At 53.0% G+C, this 16,316-nt stretch carries 19 protein-coding genes and 3 tRNA genes; 14 read left to right on the top strand and 8 right to left on the bottom strand.

All coding sequences use genetic code 11. The annotated features are described in order from the left end of the window. Positions 1-7 precede the first annotated feature (7 nt). The 3 genes from ACEPLT_RS14125 to ACEPLT_RS14115 form a co-directional block, all read right to left on the bottom strand. Entirely contained in the window at positions 8-751 is a 744-nt protein-coding gene (locus ACEPLT_RS14125) for an SDR family NAD(P)-dependent oxidoreductase (protein WP_032675119.1), read from the bottom strand. Positions 752-760: 9 nt separating this feature from the next. Then, complete coding sequence (locus ACEPLT_RS14120) at positions 761-997, bottom strand: hypothetical protein (RefSeq protein ID WP_032676038.1); 237 nt, start codon at positions 995-997, stop codon at positions 761-763. Between the two features lie 105 nt (positions 998-1,102). Further along, a complete protein-coding gene (locus ACEPLT_RS14115) occupies positions 1,103-1,747 on the bottom strand; it encodes an acetyltransferase (protein ID WP_023325549.1) in 645 nt (214 codons plus the stop codon). A 457-nt stretch (positions 1,748-2,204) separates the two neighbouring features. On the opposite strand from ACEPLT_RS14115, the gene ACEPLT_RS14110 reads away from it, so the two are divergent. From ACEPLT_RS14110 to sdiA, 7 genes are all read left to right on the top strand, one after another. Continuing rightward, the gene (locus tag ACEPLT_RS14110; RefSeq protein ID WP_008500338.1) at positions 2,205-2,924 is read left to right on the top strand and encodes an RNA polymerase sigma factor FliA; all 720 of its coding nucleotides are present in this window, start codon (positions 2,205-2,207) and stop codon (positions 2,922-2,924) included. A gap of 54 nt (positions 2,925-2,978) precedes the next feature. Further along, positions 2,979-3,530, top strand: coding sequence for a flagella biosynthesis regulatory protein FliZ (gene fliZ, locus ACEPLT_RS14105; protein ID WP_008500339.1), 552 nt, complete (start codon positions 2,979-2,981; stop codon positions 3,528-3,530). An 86-nt stretch (positions 3,531-3,616) separates the two neighbouring features. Further along, entirely contained in the window at positions 3,617-4,417 is an 801-nt protein-coding gene (tcyJ, locus tag ACEPLT_RS14100; RefSeq protein ID WP_021240470.1) for a cystine ABC transporter substrate-binding protein, read from the top strand. Positions 4,418-4,523: 106 nt separating this feature from the next. Next, the gene (gene dcyD, locus ACEPLT_RS14095; RefSeq protein ID WP_032675118.1) at positions 4,524-5,510 is read left to right on the top strand and encodes a D-cysteine desulfhydrase; all 987 of its coding nucleotides are present in this window, start codon (positions 4,524-4,526) and stop codon (positions 5,508-5,510) included. Positions 5,511-5,531: 21 nt separating this feature from the next. Then, complete coding sequence (gene tcyL / locus ACEPLT_RS14090; RefSeq protein WP_008500342.1) at positions 5,532-6,200, top strand: cystine ABC transporter permease; 669 nt, start codon at positions 5,532-5,534, stop codon at positions 6,198-6,200. After that, positions 6,197-6,949 carry an L-cystine ABC transporter ATP-binding protein TcyN gene (tcyN, locus tag ACEPLT_RS14085; protein ID WP_008500343.1) on the top strand — a complete coding sequence of 251 codons (753 nt, stop codon included), beginning with the start codon at positions 6,197-6,199 and terminating at the stop codon, positions 6,947-6,949. Before tcyL ends, tcyN begins: the two co-directional genes overlap by 4 nt. 221 nt (positions 6,950-7,170) lie before the next feature. Continuing rightward, the gene (sdiA, locus tag ACEPLT_RS14080) at positions 7,171-7,893 is read left to right on the top strand and encodes a transcriptional regulator SdiA (protein ID WP_032675117.1); all 723 of its coding nucleotides are present in this window, start codon (positions 7,171-7,173) and stop codon (positions 7,891-7,893) included. 66 nt (positions 7,894-7,959) lie between these two features. Here the strand turns inward: sdiA and ACEPLT_RS14075 are convergent, their stop codons facing one another. After that, entirely contained in the window at positions 7,960-8,184 is a 225-nt protein-coding gene (locus ACEPLT_RS14075; protein ID WP_008500345.1) for a DUF2594 family protein, read from the bottom strand. 25 nt (positions 8,185-8,209) lie between these two features. Beyond that, positions 8,210-8,263, bottom strand: a complete 54-nt coding sequence (locus ACEPLT_RS14070; RefSeq protein WP_418885776.1) for a hypothetical protein — start codon at positions 8,261-8,263, stop codon at positions 8,210-8,212. A 386-nt stretch (positions 8,264-8,649) separates the two neighbouring features. Between ACEPLT_RS14070 and uvrY the strand changes: the two genes are divergently transcribed. The 7 genes from uvrY to ACEPLT_RS14035 all read left to right on the top strand — a co-directional run bounded on the left by uvrY (position 8,650) and on the right by ACEPLT_RS14035 (position 13,166). Beyond that, complete coding sequence (gene uvrY, locus ACEPLT_RS14065; RefSeq protein WP_008500346.1) at positions 8,650-9,306, top strand: UvrY/SirA/GacA family response regulator transcription factor; 657 nt, start codon at positions 8,650-8,652, stop codon at positions 9,304-9,306. Continuing rightward, positions 9,303-11,135: an excinuclease ABC subunit UvrC gene (gene uvrC, locus ACEPLT_RS14060; protein ID WP_008500347.1), complete on the top strand. Its 1,833-nt coding sequence runs from the start codon at positions 9,303-9,305 to the stop codon at positions 11,133-11,135. Before uvrY ends, uvrC begins: the two co-directional genes overlap by 4 nt. Before the next feature lie 56 nt (positions 11,136-11,191). Next, positions 11,192-11,740: a CDP-diacylglycerol--glycerol-3-phosphate 3-phosphatidyltransferase gene (gene pgsA, locus ACEPLT_RS14055; protein ID WP_008500348.1), complete on the top strand. Its 549-nt coding sequence runs from the start codon at positions 11,192-11,194 to the stop codon at positions 11,738-11,740. A 152-nt stretch (positions 11,741-11,892) separates the two neighbouring features. Further along, positions 11,893-11,968, top strand: a tRNA-Gly gene (locus ACEPLT_RS14050). A 46-nt stretch (positions 11,969-12,014) separates the two neighbouring features. After that, positions 12,015-12,088 (top strand) — tRNA-Cys (locus ACEPLT_RS14045). A gap of 11 nt (positions 12,089-12,099) precedes the next feature. After that, positions 12,100-12,186 (top strand) — tRNA-Leu (locus ACEPLT_RS14040). A gap of 302 nt (positions 12,187-12,488) precedes the next feature. Further along, the gene (locus tag ACEPLT_RS14035) at positions 12,489-13,166 is read left to right on the top strand and encodes a DUF2076 domain-containing protein (RefSeq protein ID WP_232928678.1); all 678 of its coding nucleotides are present in this window, start codon (positions 12,489-12,491) and stop codon (positions 13,164-13,166) included. A gap of 280 nt (positions 13,167-13,446) precedes the next feature. Here the strand turns inward: ACEPLT_RS14035 and ACEPLT_RS14030 are convergent, their stop codons facing one another. From ACEPLT_RS14030 to livM, 3 genes are read right to left on the bottom strand one after another with little or no spacing between them, the layout of a single operon-like run. Then, the gene (locus ACEPLT_RS14030) at positions 13,447-14,163 is read right to left on the bottom strand and encodes an ABC transporter ATP-binding protein (protein ID WP_008500393.1); all 717 of its coding nucleotides are present in this window, start codon (positions 14,161-14,163) and stop codon (positions 13,447-13,449) included. Further along, complete coding sequence (locus tag ACEPLT_RS14025; RefSeq protein ID WP_046092823.1) at positions 14,160-15,035, bottom strand: ATP-binding cassette domain-containing protein; 876 nt, start codon at positions 15,033-15,035, stop codon at positions 14,160-14,162. Before ACEPLT_RS14025 ends, ACEPLT_RS14030 begins: the two co-directional genes overlap by 4 nt. Next, positions 15,032-16,306: a high-affinity branched-chain amino acid ABC transporter permease LivM gene (gene livM / locus ACEPLT_RS14020; RefSeq protein ID WP_126348856.1), complete on the bottom strand. Its 1,275-nt coding sequence runs from the start codon at positions 16,304-16,306 to the stop codon at positions 15,032-15,034. The genes ACEPLT_RS14025 and livM overlap by 4 nt, the downstream gene beginning before the upstream one ends. Positions 16,307-16,316: the final 10 nt, after the last annotated feature.

Raw genomic sequence — 16,316 nt, 5'->3', positions numbered from 1 at the left:
GCTTTCCTCAACCCATTCCGCCATCGATGCGGATAACCTGCCCGGTGGTATAACTGGAGGCATCGGACGCCAACCACAGCAACGTATTTGCCACTTCTTCAGGCAAACCCGGGCGTTTTAATTCGCAACGCGCCATTTGTCGTGCCATAACTTCTTCTGAGAGCGCGGCTGTCATTGCTGTACGAATAACGCCTGGTGCGATAGCGTTAACACGCACGCCCTGTGGGCCGAGTTCAGCAGATAGTGTTTTCGTGGCTGCAATCCACGCTGCTTTTGCGCTGGCATAGGCAAGTTGACCCGGGTTTCCGTCAAGGGCAGAAATACTGGAAATATTGATAATGCTGCCCTTTTTCTGGCGAAGCATGATACGGGCGATATATTGCGTGAAAGCGATTTGCGAGAAGAAATTGATAGTAAATGTTTTTTGCAATTGTTCGAGCGTTACCATCTGAAAATTGGCATCAAAATTAGCACCAGCCACATTGACCAAAATATCAATCTTTTTTTTAGTCTTCTGAATCGTCATTGCGGCATGTTTTATTGCATCATTATCCTGCAGGTCGAAATACAGTGGAATTATTTCCGCTTGATATTTCTCGCTAATTTCTGTGATGAAATCATTAAAGGCTGGTTCGGGAACCTGGCAGCAAGCAAAAACTGTCGCACCCGAACGGGCGAACGTTTCCAGCGTAGCCTTACCGATACCTTGTAAGCATCCTGTGATCACAGCCGTTTTTTCATGAAGCATCATCACTTAGCCCTAAATTTCTACATCGTATTTTTTCAGGATCTCTTTGCCTTTTTCCCAGGATGCGAATTCAATAATGTCATCCGTGTCCATCATGATGTCAAATGCATCTTCAAGTGATGCAATCATGGTCATATGACCAACTGAGTCCCAGGATGGTGTATCCTGATATTTATAGTCAGACAAAATATCTTCTGAAACTTCAAAGGTTTCAGTGAAGATGCGGTTGTAAGTTTCCAGGTTTGACATCATTTTTCTCCAATATGCGAGTAAATTTCTTAATACTTAAAAATGTATTAGGTGCCCAGATTATGTCCAAAAGTACATGCTTTTTTGAGCGTCCAAAAACTGGGTCTACTTAAATACTTTATTATCTATATTCGGACGAATCGCCCGCGCTGGATTACCCATCACAATCATTGTGGGTGCGATATCGTTAAAAACGGCGGCCCCCATACTGATAATAGTGTCATCACCAATGGCTGTGGCTTCACGGATAACGGCGTTCATACCAATAAAGACGCGTTCGCCGATCCTGCATTTACCAGCAAGATTGGCATAAGAAGAGATAATTGAGTCCTGCCCTATATGGCAATCATGTCCCAAACTGGCATTAGGCTGAAGATGCACATTGCGACTAATGACGGTGTCGCAAGAGATGAATGCACCATAGCTAATAACGCATCCTTCTCCGAGGGTACAGGATCGGCTCAGGCGCGCACTGGGATGGACAAGCGTGGCCAGCCGAAACCCGCCCTCAAAGGCCCTCTGTCCGAGGGTGCGGCGCAGTGAAGGTTCGCCAACAGCAATAACTATTTCACATTCGTCGGGTATGAGAGCGTTTAGGGGAACAATGGGATAACTGTTTAATTGATCAAATTGGGGATTATCATCGACCAAACACAAAGCATCCCAGCGCGATTCCGTAGCGTTTATCTCTTGTGCGAGTTCGAGCACTTCTCTGCCAAGGCCACCTGCGCCATAAATTGCTAGTTTCATCTTATCCCCAACGCTCTAAAGGCTGACTGAGTCTCGCCGCAACCTTGCTTTCTTAACTGCCAGGATGCCTGAATTAATACTTTGGGCCTAATATAAACCATGAGCGAGACCTCTCAGGGAACGAATAGCCGTCATTTTTTCTCGTTAATTAGCGGATTGGAAAAAGCGGGTCTTTCTTCAATAAAATGTGTGTTGGCATTAGGGTTGTAACAGATATATTAAAGCAAGACGTAACGAAAGAGCCTTTTTATTGGGGGGGGAATCCCGCGTCAGCTACAAATTGCTGCCAGGATTGATACTAAAAAATAACAACTTCAATATAAAACAAAGGGTTACAATCTGTTGGTGTCTTTATTACCCCAAATAACCCCCCATTTCACCCACTATTCTCCCGATTAAAACCCCTCCAGAATCGGATAATCATGCCGATAACTCAACTAACGCAGGGCTGTTTATCGTGAATTCACTCTATACCGCTGAAGGTGTAATGGATAAACACTCGCTGTGGCAGCGTTATGTCCCGCTGGTGCGTCACGAAGCATTGCGCCTCCAGGTGCGCTTGCCGGCGAGCGTGGAACTCGACGATCTGCTACAGGCGGGCGGTATCGGGTTATTGAATGCAGTTGACCGATACGACGCTCTGCAAGGAACGGCATTTACGACTTACGCAGTTCAGCGTATTCGTGGTGCGATGCTGGACGAGCTGCGCAGCCGTGACTGGGTACCGCGCAGTGTTCGCCGCAACGCACGCGAAGTGGCGCATGCGATGGGGCAGCTGGAACAGGAACTGGGACGCAACGCAACGGAAACCGAAGTGGCGGATCGTCTTGGCATTGCTGTTGAAGAGTATCGTCAGATGTTGCTCGATACCAATAATAGCCAACTCTTTTCTTATGACGAGTGGCGAGAAGAGCATGGCGATAGCATCGAGCTGGTGACGGATGAGCACCAGCAAGAAAACCCGTTACACCATTTAATGGAAGGGAATTTACGCCAGCGCGTCATGGAAGCTATTGAAGCTCTGCCTGAACGCGAACAGCTGGTATTGACCCTTTATTACCAGGAAGAGCTTAATCTCAAAGAGATTGGCGCTGTTCTGGAGGTGGGAGAGTCGCGGGTGAGCCAGCTGCACAGCCAGGCCATTAAACGCTTACGAACCAAGCTGGGTAAGTTATAGGTGATTGATTCACCTTAAAAATGCCGCACAACGTATTGACAACCAGGAGTTATCATGACGGTGCAGCAATCTAAAAGACGGCCTTTAAGCCGCTACCTGAAAGACTTTAAACACAGCCAGACGCATTGCGCCCACTGTAACAAGTTACTCGATCGTATCACGCTGGTTCGCCGCGGCGAAATCGTCAATAAGATCGCGATTTCTCGCCTCGACACGTTGATGGACGAAGCAGCATGGCTCGAAGAGCAAAAAGAGTGGGTGGCGCTTTGCCGTTTCTGTGGCGATCTCCACTGCAAAGAGCAAAGCGACTTCTTCGACATTATCGGCTTCAAGCAGTTCCTGTTTGAACAAACGGAGATGAGCCACGGCACCGTTCGCGAATACGTGGTTCGCCTGCGCCGCCTCGGGCAACATCTGACCGTGAACAACATTTCTCGCGATCTGCTCAAAACCGGTTATCTCGACGAGAACCTGGAGCCGTGGCTGCCTGCGACCAGCACCAACAACTACCGGATTGCGCTGCGCAAGTACGCACAATATAAGGTACAAATGCCGGGTGCCATAAAGCAGAAAGCCCACGCCGGAACAACTTCTGATATATATTAAAAAAGAATAAGATGTAGCGCAGTCGCCTTTGACGTTGCAGGCGATTTCTCTACACTACGTAAAAATTCCACTATATCGGGGTATTTATGAAATTTGCACTTCTGGGTCGTCAGGCGCTGATGGGTGTTATGGCCGTTGCGCTGGTTGCGGGCATGAGCGTGAAAACGTTCGCCGCAGAAAACCTGCTGAATAAAGTAAAAGAGCGCGGTACGCTGCTGGTCGGGCTGGAAGGTACCTATCCTCCGTTCAGCTTCCAGGGCGATGACGGTAAGCTGACCGGTTTTGAAGTGGAGTTTGCTGAAGAGCTGGCAAAACACCTCGGCGTGAAAGCGTCCCTGAAACCGACCAAATGGGACGGTATGCTGGCGTCGCTGGATTCGAAACGTATTGACGTGGTCATCAACCAGGTCACCATCTCTGACGAGCGTAAGAAGAAGTATGACTTCTCCACCCCGTATACCGTGTCCGGTATTCAGGCACTGGTGAAGAAAGGCAACGAAGGCACCATCAAAACGGCTGCGGACCTGAAAGGGAAGAAAGTCGGTGTCGGTCTGGGAACCAACTACGAAGAGTGGCTGCGCCAGAACGTTCAGGGCGTGGATATCCGTACTTATGATGATGACCCGACGAAATACCAGGATCTGCGCGTGGGCCGCACCGACGCCATTCTGGTTGACCGCCTGGCAGCACTGGATCTGGTGAAGAAAACTAACAACACCCTGGCGGTAGCGGGTGATGCGTTCTCTCGTCAGGAATCCGGCGTGGCCGTTCGTAAAGGTAACGAAGACCTGGTGAAAGCGATTGATTCCGCGATTGCTGACATGCAAAAAGACGGTAGCCTGAAGGCGCTTTCCGAGAAGTGGTTCGGGGCAGACGTCACGAAATAAGTTTCTGACGTAAAAAAAGGCGCTTTTAAAAGCGCCTTTTTTATTTCTTACGCGTCTGCGTGCATAATGAAAAATATCACATTTTGTCTGAGTTACCGGAGCATCCATGTCACTACAGAATTTAACGCGCTTTCCCCGCCTGGAGTTCATCGGCGCGCCGACGCCGCTGGAGTATCTCCCGCGATTTTCTGATTATTTAGGGCGCGATATTTTTATTAAGCGTGATGACGTGACGCCCATGGCGATGGGGGGCAACAAGCTGCGCAAGCTGGAGTTTCTGGCGGCGGACGCCCTGCGCGAAGGTGCGGATACGCTCATCACTGCCGGGGCCATCCAGTCCAACCACGTTCGCCAGACGGCGGCCGTGGCGGCGAAGCTTGGGCTCCACTGCGTGGCGTTGCTGGAAAACCCGATTGGCACGCGGGCTGAAAACTATCTCACCAACGGTAACCGCCTGCTGTTAGACCTGTTTAACGTGCAGGTTGAGATGGTTGACGCGCTGACCGACCCGACCGCCCAGCTCGATGAGCTGGCGACGCGTCTGGAAGCGCAGGGTTTTCGCCCCTACGTTATTCCCGTCGGCGGGTCGAATGCGCTGGGCGCGCTGGGGTACGTGGAAAGCGCGCTGGAAATCGCGCAGCAGTGCGAGGGGGCGGTGAGTCTCTCCTCCGTCGTGGTCGCGTCCGGCAGTGCGGGCACCCATGCCGGGCTGGCGGTGGGGCTGGAGCAACTGCTTCCCGAGGTCGAACTGATTGGCGTGACGGTGTCCCGCAGCGTGGCGGATCAGAAGCCGAAAGTGGTTACGCTACAGCAGGCGGTCGCAGAGCAGCTGGAGCTGAATTCCACGGCCGATATTCTCCTCTGGGATGACTATTTTGCGCCGGGTTACGGCACGCCGAACGAAGAGGGAATGGAAGCGGTGAAACTGCTGGCGCGCCTCGAGGGCATACTGCTCGATCCGGTCTATACCGGCAAAGCGATGGCCGGACTGATCGACGGCATTGCGCAAAAACGCTTTAAGGATGAAGGGCCGATTTTATTTGTCCATACCGGCGGAGCGCCTGCGCTGTTTGCCTACCATCCTCACGTTTAAAAATCAGGTCGAAAAATAATAATGCAAGAAAGTATTCAACTTGTTATTGATTCTCTGCCGTATCTGCTGAAAGGTGCGGTATTTACGTTGCAGCTCAGTATTGGCGGGATGTTCTTTGGGCTGGTACTGGGATTTATACTGGCCTTAATGCGCTTGTCGCCTGTCCTGCCGGTGCGCTGGCTGGCGCGCTTTTATATCTCCGTGTTTCGCGGCACGCCGCTTATCGCCCAGCTCTTTATGATCTACTACGGCTTACCGCAGTTCGGAATCGAGCTGGATCCGATTCCGGCGGCGATGATTGGCCTGTCGCTCAATACCGCGGCGTACACCTCCGAAACCCTGCGTGCGGCCATCTCCTCCATTGACAAAGGGCAGTGGGAAGCGGCGGCCAGTATCGGGATGACGCCCTGGCAGACGCTGCGCCGGGCCATTCTGCCGCAGGCGGCGCGCGTGGCGCTTCCGCCGCTCAGCAACAGCTTTATCAGCCTGGTGAAAGATACCTCCCTGGCGGCAACGATTCAGGTTCCGGAGCTTTTCCGTCAGGCACAGCTCATCACCTCCCGTACGCTTGAGGTCTTTACCATGTATCTGGCCGCCTCGCTAATTTACTGGGTGATGGCGACGGTGCTCTCTGCTCTGCAAAACTATTTCGAAAACCAGCTTAACCGCCAGGAGCGTGATCCAAAATGAGTGCAATTGACGTCAAAAACCTGGTGAAGAAATTCCACGGTCAAACGGTGCTCCACGGGATCGATCTGGAAGTCGAGCAGGGCGAAGTGGTGGCGATTATTGGACCGAGCGGTTCGGGAAAGACGACGCTGCTGCGCAGCATTAACCTGCTTGAACAGCCGGAAGGCGGTACCATCCGCGTCGGGGAGATCACGATTGATACCGGGAAATCCATCAGCCAGCAGAAAGGGTTGATTCGCCGCCTGCGCCAGCATGTCGGCTTTGTTTTCCAGAACTTCAACCTTTTCCCGCATCGTACTGTGCTGGAGAACATCATCGAAGGGCCGGTGATCGTCAAAGGTGAGCCTAAAGAGGAAGCGACCGCGCGGGCTCGCGAACTGCTCGCCAAAGTCGGGCTGGCGGGGAAAGAGACCAGCTATCCGCGTCGCCTGTCGGGCGGGCAGCAGCAGCGCGTGGCGATTGCGCGCGCGCTGGCGATGCGCCCGGACGTGATCCTGTTTGATGAACCGACCTCTGCGCTCGATCCGGAACTGGTGGGCGAGGTGCTGAACACCATTCGCCAGCTGGCACAGGAGAAGCGTACGATGGTGATCGTGACCCATGAAATGAGCTTTGCGCGCGATGTCGCTGACAGAGCCATCTTTATGGATCAGGGACGGATTGTGGAGCAGGGGCCAGCGAAAAGCCTGTTCGCTAACCCTCAACAGCCGCGAACCCGTCAATTCCTTGAAAAATTCCTTATGCAGTAGCATTTTTGCACGCATTTGCTCCAGAAATTGACTCTGGAGCAAATTATTCTCCCTCTGCGCGAGGGCTTCTGTTTTTTTATTCCATCCAGATCGGATAAACCTTATCGATAGTAAAGTTAATTGTGCTATTGCCGATATTTTGTGGCTAGAAAAAAGTTTTATGTGTTAGCTTATATTCACCATAATAATGATTATCTGTTCAGAGGCTTCATTTAGTAAGTATGAAGGATTTAGACTTTTTCACCTGGCGACGGGATTGCTCCCTCCGGTTTCAGGAATTGACCTGTGCCGCCGAGGTATATCAGGAGCTGGAGCGACAAACTCAGGCGCTGGAATTCGATTATTACGCGCTCTGCGTGCGCCATCCCGTGCCATTTACCCGCCCTAAAATCTCCCTGCAAACCACTTACCCAAAGTTGTGGATGGCGCAATATCAATCCGCGAACTATTTCGCGATTGATCCGGTTTTAAAACCGCAGAATTTCATTCAGGGCCATCTCCCCTGGACAGATGCATTATTCGCCGAGGCGCAGGAATTATGGCACAGCGCCCAGGATCACGGTTTACGCTCGGGAATAACGCAGTGCCTGATGCTGCCAAATCATGCGCTTGGTTTCCTGTCCGTGTCTCGTACGCGTGTACAGGAAGGGCCATTAGCCCATGAAGAAATAGAGCTGCGGTTGCAAATGCTGGTGCAAATGGCCTTAATCTCGCTGATGCGTTTTGACGATGAGATGGTCATGCCGCCGGAAATGAAATTCAGCAAGCGCGAGCGTGAAATTCTGAAATGGACTGCGGAAGGGAAGACGTCAGCGGAAATAGCGATCATTCTCTCGATCTCAGAGAATACCGTTAACTTCCATCAGAAGAATATGCAGAAGAAATTCAACGCGCCCAACAAGACGCAGATCGCGTGCTATGCGGCGGCAACGGGACTGATTTGACGCAGTAAAACGTTCTGCGTGACAGACGAGCGAACGGCTGAATGCACTGCATCCAGCCGTTTTTTGTTACTGGCGGTACGCTTGCTTGATTTGCTTAACGGTGTTAGCAAATACCGCTGATTCAGCCTGGTCTTCCATCTCCGCGATTTGTTTTTCCATTTTAATGATCACACGACCGGCATCAGCCTGGCCCATCGCCTGCAGCATCAGCGTTAGCAGCGCTTTCAGGCAGTTTACTTCCTGTGCCAGTTCCTGGTTATTCTCCGCAGTGGCAAATTCAGGTGTGCTCATTTATTTTCCTCATTATTAAACGGCGCTAAAGCGCGACGACGAAAGTCAAGGCGGCGGAGTATACCACAAGCTGAAGCAAAAAATGCAGCGGTTGTTTTTCGTACTTTTACGCTGATGTTTAATTGCGTAAACAGATCGTACCGGTAAACTCAACCCGCTTAATGATTATTAATTGTTTAGGTCGGGTTCGCTTGCCGTTAATTATTGTTACAAAAAGTTGAACCCTGTTTTTGCGCAGGTTAAGCCAGCCCGTTTTTTGTAACTTTTTGAATACAGATGGTTAAAAAAAGCTGCAAGAGCCCAGAATGCACGGGCTCTCTTTCCACCGCCTGTACAGCCTAATTTCCAAAAACGAGAGCAAAATCGAATAGCCGGTTTTTTAACGTTTTAATCTTGTCAGGAAAACCGTTAATATAAACCAAATTATCACACAGTAGCGTTATCCCTATTCTGGAGACATTTCCTTTGATCAACGTCCTTCTTGTTGATGACCACGAACTGGTGCGCGCAGGGATACGACGCATTCTTGAAGATATTAAAGGTATTAAAGTTGCCGGTGAGGCATGCTGTGGCGAAGATGCGGTAAAATGGTGCCGTACCCACTCCGCCGATGTGGTGCTGATGGATATGAACATGCCCGGTATCGGTGGTCTTGAAGCAACACGCAAAATCGCGCGTACCTTTGTAGACACCAAAGTCATCATGCTGACGGTGCATACCGAAAATCCACTGCCCGCGAAAGTGATGCAGGCGGGGGCCGCGGGTTACCTGAGTAAAGGTGCTGCACCGCAGGAAGTCGTCAATGCTATCCGTTCCGTGTTTGCCGGACAGCGTTATATTGCGTCCGACATCGCTCAGCAGATGGCGCTGAGTCAGATCGAGCCCGAGAAAACCGAATCACCCTTTGCCAGTTTGTCCGAGCGTGAATTGCAGATTATGCTGATGATCACTAAAGGTCAGAAGGTGAATGAGATCTCGGAACAGCTGAATCTCAGCCCGAAAACGGTAAACAGCTATCGTTATCGGATGTTCAGTAAACTGAACATTCATGGTGACGTCGAACTGACGCATCTGGCCATCCGACATGGTTTGTGTAATGCGGAGACGTTGTTAAGTCAGTGAGTGATGTGTTCGATTCAAAAGCATTTCTGAAAACCGTAACCAGCCAGCCTGGCGTCTATCGCATGTATGACGCTGGCGGTACGGTTATCTATGTGGGGAAGGCAAAAGATCTTAAAAAACGCCTTTCCAGCTATTTTCGCAGTAACCTGGCCTCCCGTAAGACCGAAGCGCTGGTCTCACTCATCCAGAATATTGATGTCACCGTCACGCATACGGAGACAGAAGCGCTGCTGCTTGAGCACAACTATATTAAGCTCTACCAGCCGCGCTACAACGTCCTGCTGCGTGATGATAAATCCTATCCGTTCATCTTTCTGAGCGGAGACACCCATCCGCGCCTCGCCATGCACCGTGGTGCAAAACATGCGAAGGGTGAATATTTCGGGCCGTTCCCCAACGGCTATGCCGTGCGAGAAACGCTGGCGCTGCTGCAAAAAATCTTCCCGATCCGCCAGTGTGAAAACAGCGTTTACCGTAACCGTTCGCGGCCATGCCTGCAGTACCAGATTGGACGCTGCCTGGGGCCGTGCGTGGCCGGGCTGGTGAGTGAAGAAGAGTATGCCCAGCAGGTGGAGTATGTGCGCCTGTTCTTAGCCGGCAAGGACGATCAGGTGTTAACGCAGCTGATCGCGCGGATGGAAAAAGCCAGCGCCGCACTCGAGTTCGAAGAGGCCGCGCGTATCCGCGATCAAATCCAGGCGGTGCGCAGAGTCACGGAGAAACAGTTTGTCTCAAATACCGGTGACGATCTCGACGTCATCGGCGTGGCCTTTGACGCCGGAATGGCCTGCGTGCACGTGCTGTTTATTCGCCAGGGCAAAGTGCTCGGCAGCCGCAGCTATTTCCCGAAAGTGCCTGGCGGTACCGAACTGGGCGAAGTGGTGGAAACCTTTGTCGGCCAGTTCTATCTGCAGGGTAGCCAGATGCGCACGCTGCCTTCTGAAATCCTGCTCGATTTTAATCTTGACGATAAAACCCTGCTGGCCGATTCGCTCTCTGAACTGGCGGGGCGCCGGGTCAATGTTCAAACCAAACCGCGCGGCGATCGCGCGCGTTATCTGAAGCTGGCGCGAACCAACGCGGCAACGGCGCTGAGCACCAAGCTGTCGCAGCAGTCGACGGTGCACCAGCGTTTAACGGCCCTGGCGGCGCTGCTGAAGCTTCCGGAAGTGAAACGGATGGAGTGTTTCGACATCAGCCATACGATGGGTGAACAGACGGTCGCGTCCTGCGTGGTGTTTGATGCTAACGGTCCGCTGCGCGCCGAGTATCGCCGCTATAACATCACCGGCATCACGCCGGGCGATGACTATGCGGCGATGAATCAGGTGCTGCGTCGTCGCTATGGTAAAGCCATAGAAGAGAGCAAGATCCCCGATGTGATCCTGATTGACGGCGGGAAAGGGCAGCTCGGCCAGGCGAAAGCGGTATTTGAATCGCTTGATGTCAGCTGGGATAAAAACCATCCGCTGCTGCTGGGCGTCGCAAAAGGGGCCGATCGTAAGGCCGGTCTGGAGACACTGTTCTTCGAGCCGGAAGGTGAGGGCTTCAGCCTGCCGCCGGACTCTCCGGCGCTGCACGTCATTCAGCATATTCGCGATGAATCGCACGATCATGCCATCAGCGGTCACCGCAAAAAACGGGCGAAGGTGAAAAACACCAGCTCACTCGAGACGATCGAAGGCGTGGGGCCAAAACGTCGCCAGATGCTGCTGAAGTATATGGGCGGATTGCAAGGATTACTCAACGCCAGCATGGAGGAAATTGCAAAAGTGCCGGGTATTTCGCAAGGGCTGGCAGAAAAGATCTACTACTCGTTGAAACATTGAGGGCTCTGTAGCAACATAGAGCTAAATTTTACTGACAACAAATAGTTACCGTCACTATGCAATATAACATCCCTACGTTGCTCACTCTTTTTCGTGTCGTACTCATCCCGTTCTTTGTGCTGGCGTTTTACCTGCCGGTTGTCTGGGCACCCTTTGCCTGCGCATTGATCTTCCTTATTGCAGCGGTAACAGACTGGTTTGATGGCTACCTGGCGCGCCGCTGGAATCAAAGCACCCGTTTCGGTGCCTTCCTCGATCCGGTGGCGGATAAGGTGATGGTTGCTATCGCCATGGTTCTGGTGGCCGAGCACTATCACACCTGGTGGGTGACGCTGCCTGCGGCAACCATGATCGGCCGTGAGATTATTATCTCTGCGCTGCGCGAGTGGATGGCGGAACTGGGGAAACGCAGCAGCGTGGCGGTCTCGTGGATTGGTAAAGTGAAAACGACGGCGCAGATGGCGGCGCTGGTCTGGATGCTGTGGCGTCCGAACGCCTGGGTTGAGTGGGCGGGGATTGGCCTCCTGTGGGTGGCGGCAGTGCTGACGCTGTGGTCAATGCTGCAATATTTGAACGCTGCGCGCGGAGATTTGCTTGATCAGTGATCGTTTCGCCGTAATTTTCAGCAAACGATCCGGGGATGCAAAAAATAACGTTGACTCATAACGTCATATCAGTAGAATGCAACGCATCGAACGGCGGCACAGCAAGCCGGACGATAATGAAATCAAGTGGTTAGACATTTACTTGATGACATGCGGGAATAGCTCAGTTGGTAGAGCACGACCTTGCCAAGGTCGGGGTCGCGAGTTCGAGTCTCGTTTCCCGCTCCAGATTAAAGACATGCGCAACAGCGGGTGTCAGTTTGAACAGTTTTACGGCGCGTTAGCAAAGCGGTTATGTAGCGGATTGCAAATCCGTCTAGTCCGGTTCGACTCCGGAACGCGCCTCCACTTTCTTCCCTGGCCGGATGGTGGAATCGGTAGACACAAGGGATTTAAAATCCCTCGGCGTTCGCGCTGTGTGGGTTCAAGTCCCACTCCGGCTACCATGGGAAACAAAGAATAATCAAAGCAATAAGCAGTGTCGTGAAACCACCGAAAGGTGGTTTTTTTGTGCCTCCAGTTTAGCGCGAAGTGAGCGTATCTCATCGTCATCACGATCGTGCTGTGCCCGGATATTTGCTGCCATACCAGAACGTTAAGCCTAACTCTCTAATATCAAGCCCGGAAAGCAGGGCGATTGTCAGCTAACCTGCAACCAATCTTAAACAAACATTTCACTCGCCAGACACAGGTTGCCGCCGCTGATAAACTGGTTGGTATCCACCCTGGAGAGCGGAAGGTTATTGTCATGCAATATGAAGAACAGCAGCTTATCAACGGCCTTTTCGAGCGTCTTAAACAGGCCGGACAACAAAACAGCCAACGGGATGCAGATGCAGAGCGTCAGATCGCTGAATTTGTCAGACAGCAGCCTGCGGCCCCCTACTATATGGCGCAGTCGATTTTGATTCAGGAAGCGGCGCTGAAACGCCTGCAGGCCCGGGTTCTGGAGCTTGAAAGCGAATTAGCCGCGCAAAAAAGCATACCCTCGACGGGCGGCAGCTTCCTCGGCGGCCTGTTTGGTGGAGGGAAAAGTAACCCGCAGCCTGACAACAGCTGGAATGCCCAGCCGCAACAGCCGCCGGCGCAGGATTACTCTCGGGCGCCAGCGTCAGCTACTCGCGGCGGTGGTTTTATGGCTGGCGCGCTCCAGACAGCCGCTGGCGTGGCCGGTGGCATCGCGCTTGCTGAGATGCTTACCAGCATGTTCCATCAGTCGCGGCCGGAAGAGATCGTGAACATTATCGAAGAGCCGACAATGCCCGTCGGTGGTGAACCGTTTGTCGGTAATCAATACGGCGATGTTAATAACGTCTCTGACACCCGTTTCCTCAACCAGAACGATCCGTTCGGCAGTAATAACGACGTCTGGCAGAACGACGATGAAGATGACAACTACAGCAATGACGACGATAGTTTTATTTAACGACGTTATCGTGAAACTACCGAAATGAAGTGAACCCCGAAAGTTGGGTATCCAACGATTAGGGGTTTTGCGTTTCTGAATCAAAAAAAACCTTTGAGGCTAAGCCTGAATGCTCATAAATCACATTCTTTTTACTATTTTTCTTACTAACAAAACTGTAAGAATTGCCGGAAGCAATCCAAATAATAAGGCGATATCGACTAACGTATCCTCCAATTTTTCTATCCCGTATGTGCCGAAATGATCCATCACGGCATAAGCCCATTTGGCAGATATCACATCACACCCCGCCCAAATACGCCTTCCTCACCTCCTGATTCCCCAGCAATTCCTCACCGCTGCCGCTCAGCCGGATCTGTCCGTTCACCATCACATACCCGCGGTCAGACAGCTTCAACGCATGGTGCGCATTCTGCTCCACCAGAAAAATGGTCATACCGCTGCGGGCCAGCTCGCGCAGCGTCTGGAAGATCTGCTTCACCACAATCGGGGCTAAGCCCAGGCTGGGCTCATCCAGCAGCAGCAGCTTTGGACGGCTCATCAGCGCCCGGGCGATCGCCAGCATCTGCTGTTCCCCGCCGGACATGGTCATCGCGCGCTGCTTGCGCCGCTCTTTAAGGCGAGGGAAAAGGTCAAACATGGTTTGCATGTCTTCAGCCGCAAACTGGTTGCCGATGGGGATGGTCCCCATCAGCAGGTTCTCTTCCACGGTCATATCGGGGAAGATTCGTCGCCCCTCCGGTGCCTGCGCAATGCCGCCGGACGCAACGTAGTGGGTGGATTGATGGCTGATATCTTCACCACAGAACAGGATCTGCCCGCTGCGGATACGGGGTTGACCAAAGATGGACATCAGCAATGTCGATTTACCCGCACCGTTTGCGCCAATCAGCGCCACGGTTTCCCCCTTATTCACCTCAAGAGAGACCTGCTTCAGCGCCTGAATGACGCCGTAAAACACATCCACCTCGCGAAAAGCCAGCAGCGGTTCGCTCATAGGGAGACCTCGCTTTCATCCGTGCCCAGGTAGGCGGCAATGACCTTTTCATCATGCTGGATCTGCTCGGGTTTCCCCCTGGCAATCACATCGCCGTGGTCGAGCACGATAATGTCGTCCGAAATCTCCATCACCATCCCCATATCATGCTCAATCAGCAATACCGTGATGTCATGATGATCCCGCAGAAAGCGAATAATGCCGCTCAGCTTGTGCGTTTCAACCGGGTTAAGCCCGGCGGCGGGTTCATCCAGACAGATCATTTCCGGCCCGGTACACATTGCCCGCGCGATTTCCAGTCGCCGCTGCTGGCCGTATGACATCTCTCCCGCCAGGCGATTGGCGCACTCCACCAGATCCACCACTTCCAGCCAGTAAAAGGCTCTGTCCAGGGCGTCGCTTTCCGCCCGCCGGTATGCCGGCGTATTTAAGATCCCGGCGAGCAGATTACGGTTAACGCGCATATGCTGCGCGACCAGCAGGTTTTCTACGACCGACATCTCGCGAAAAAGGCGGATATTTTGAAACGTGCGCGCCAGCCCGGCACGGTTGACCAGGTGGGTTCCGCCGAACATTTTGTAGAAAAGACGCTGCCCGAACTGCGCGGGGTTAATCCAGTCGCCGGGCTGGAATTTTTGCCCGAGGACCTGAATCACGTTGGTCGTTTTATGGCGGGTATTAAACAAAATGTTGCCGCCGGAGGCTCTGTAGAAGCCCGTCAGGCAGTTAAACACGGTTGTTTTGCCCGCCCCGTTGGGGCCAATCAGGGCGGTAATGGAGCCGCGCTGCACGTCCAGGTTGACGTCGTTTAGCGCCTTAATCCCGCCAAAATGCATCATCAGATGCTCAACGCGTAATATCGTTTCGTTCATGGTGCGACGCCCTTACGCACGGCAAACCCGCTGCGGTTAATGCGGATCAAACCGCGTGGACGCCAGATCATCATCACCACCATCAGCATGCCGAACAGCAGGACGCGGTACTCGGCAAAACTGCGCAGCAGCTCCGGCGTTACCGTGAGCACAAAGGCGGCCAGCACCACGCCAAGCGTAGAACCCATACCGCCCAGCACCACAATGGCGAGGATCAGCGCCGATTCAAAGAAGGTAAAGGAGGTCGGATTCACGAACCCCTGATAGGTGGCGAAGAACACCCCGGCAATGCCTGCGGTGGACGCGCCCAGCGTAAAGGCGGAAAGCTTAACCAGAACATGATTCAACCCCATTGAGCGGCAGGCAATTTCGTCTTCGCGCAGGGCTTCCCACGCCCGACCAATCGGCATGCGCGTCAGGCGGTGCTTGATGTAAAGCACCAGCATCACCACCAGAAACAGCACCGCGTAGATAAAGATAAACTTCATGTTCGGGTTGTAGGTCAGGTGGAAAAACTCGTGGAAGGGCACGCCGCCTTCTTTCGCGCGTCGCCCAAATTCCAGACCGAAAAAGGTGGGGGGAGGGGCCGACACGCCGTTGGGGCCGCCGGTGAAGGTCAGCCAGTTGTTCAGTATCAGGCGAATAATCTCCCCGAAGCCGAGGGTGACGATGGCCAGATAGTCACCGTGCATGCGCAGTACCGGGAAGCCGAGCAGGGCGCCTGCGGCGGCGGCCATGATTGCCGCCAGCGGCAGCATGCTCCAGAAGCCTAAGCCGAGATACTGGTATCCCAGCGCCAGACCGTACGCCCCAATCGCATAGAACGCGACATACCCCAGATCCAGCAGACCGGCCAGGCCCACGACGATGTTCAGCCCCAGACCGAGAAGCACGTAGATCAGCCCGAGGATGGCGACGGTCAGCACATATTTAGTGGCGACAAACGGAAAGCAAATCGCAAGGGTAATCACCAGGGGAATGATCCAGCGCATGCGGCTTTTGTAATCCGGTGGCCGGACATAAACGCCCGCGCTGTCGGCCTCGAAGCGCGCCTGGAAGCGGGCCCCGGCAGCGGTACCTAAAAAAGCGCTCAACAGAAAACGCCCCGCCATGACAATGCCCACCATCCAGGCCAGGCGCTGCCCGGCGAAGGTAAAGCTGTACCCGTCCAGCACCACGCCTGCAATGGGGCCGAAGATAATCAGCGCAATCAGCCCGGAGAAAATCGCGTCCAGAATGCAGCGTTTAAGTGAAAAATCCTGTGATGTCATCATTCTCTCC

The organism is Enterobacter sp. fkY84-1, assembly GCF_052974705.1.
The sequence above is the reverse complement of the archived record's forward strand: the minus strand, read 5'-3'. Positions and strand labels throughout refer to the sequence as shown.

Bases quoted from the DNA above. Each gene is read 5' to 3' on its own strand.
- pgsA (WP_008500348.1), top strand. From the start codon at position 11,192: ATGCAATATAACATCCCTACGTTGCTCACTCTTTTTCGTGTCGTACTC.
- tcyN (WP_008500343.1), top strand. From the start codon at position 6,197: ATGAGTGCAATTGACGTCAAAAACCTGGTGAAGAAATTCCACGGTCAA.
- ACEPLT_RS14075 (WP_008500345.1), bottom strand. From the start codon at position 8,184: ATGAGCACACCTGAATTTGCCACTGCGGAGAATAACCAGGAACTGGCA.
- ACEPLT_RS14125 (WP_032675119.1), bottom strand. From the start codon at position 751: ATGATGCTTCATGAAAAAACGGCTGTGATCACAGGATGCTTACAAGGT.
- fliZ (WP_008500339.1), top strand. From the start codon at position 2,979: ATGACGGTGCAGCAATCTAAAAGACGGCCTTTAAGCCGCTACCTGAAA.
- tcyL (WP_008500342.1), top strand. From the start codon at position 5,532: ATGCAAGAAAGTATTCAACTTGTTATTGATTCTCTGCCGTATCTGCTG.
- tcyJ (WP_021240470.1), top strand. From the start codon at position 3,617: ATGAAATTTGCACTTCTGGGTCGTCAGGCGCTGATGGGTGTTATGGCC.
- ACEPLT_RS14030 (WP_008500393.1), bottom strand. From the start codon at position 14,163: ATGAGCGAACCGCTGCTGGCTTTTCGCGAGGTGGATGTGTTTTACGGC.
- ACEPLT_RS14120 (WP_032676038.1), bottom strand. From the start codon at position 997: ATGTCAAACCTGGAAACTTACAACCGCATCTTCACTGAAACCTTTGAA.
- ACEPLT_RS14035 (WP_232928678.1), top strand. From the start codon at position 12,489: ATGCAATATGAAGAACAGCAGCTTATCAACGGCCTTTTCGAGCGTCTT.
- livM (WP_126348856.1), bottom strand. From the start codon at position 16,306: ATGACATCACAGGATTTTTCACTTAAACGCTGCATTCTGGACGCGATT.
- dcyD (WP_032675118.1), top strand. From the start codon at position 4,524: ATGTCACTACAGAATTTAACGCGCTTTCCCCGCCTGGAGTTCATCGGC.
- sdiA (WP_032675117.1), top strand. From the start codon at position 7,171: ATGAAGGATTTAGACTTTTTCACCTGGCGACGGGATTGCTCCCTCCGG.
- ACEPLT_RS14025 (WP_046092823.1), bottom strand. From the start codon at position 15,035: ATGAACGAAACGATATTACGCGTTGAGCATCTGATGATGCATTTTGGC.
- ACEPLT_RS14115 (WP_023325549.1), bottom strand. From the start codon at position 1,747: ATGAAACTAGCAATTTATGGCGCAGGTGGCCTTGGCAGAGAAGTGCTC.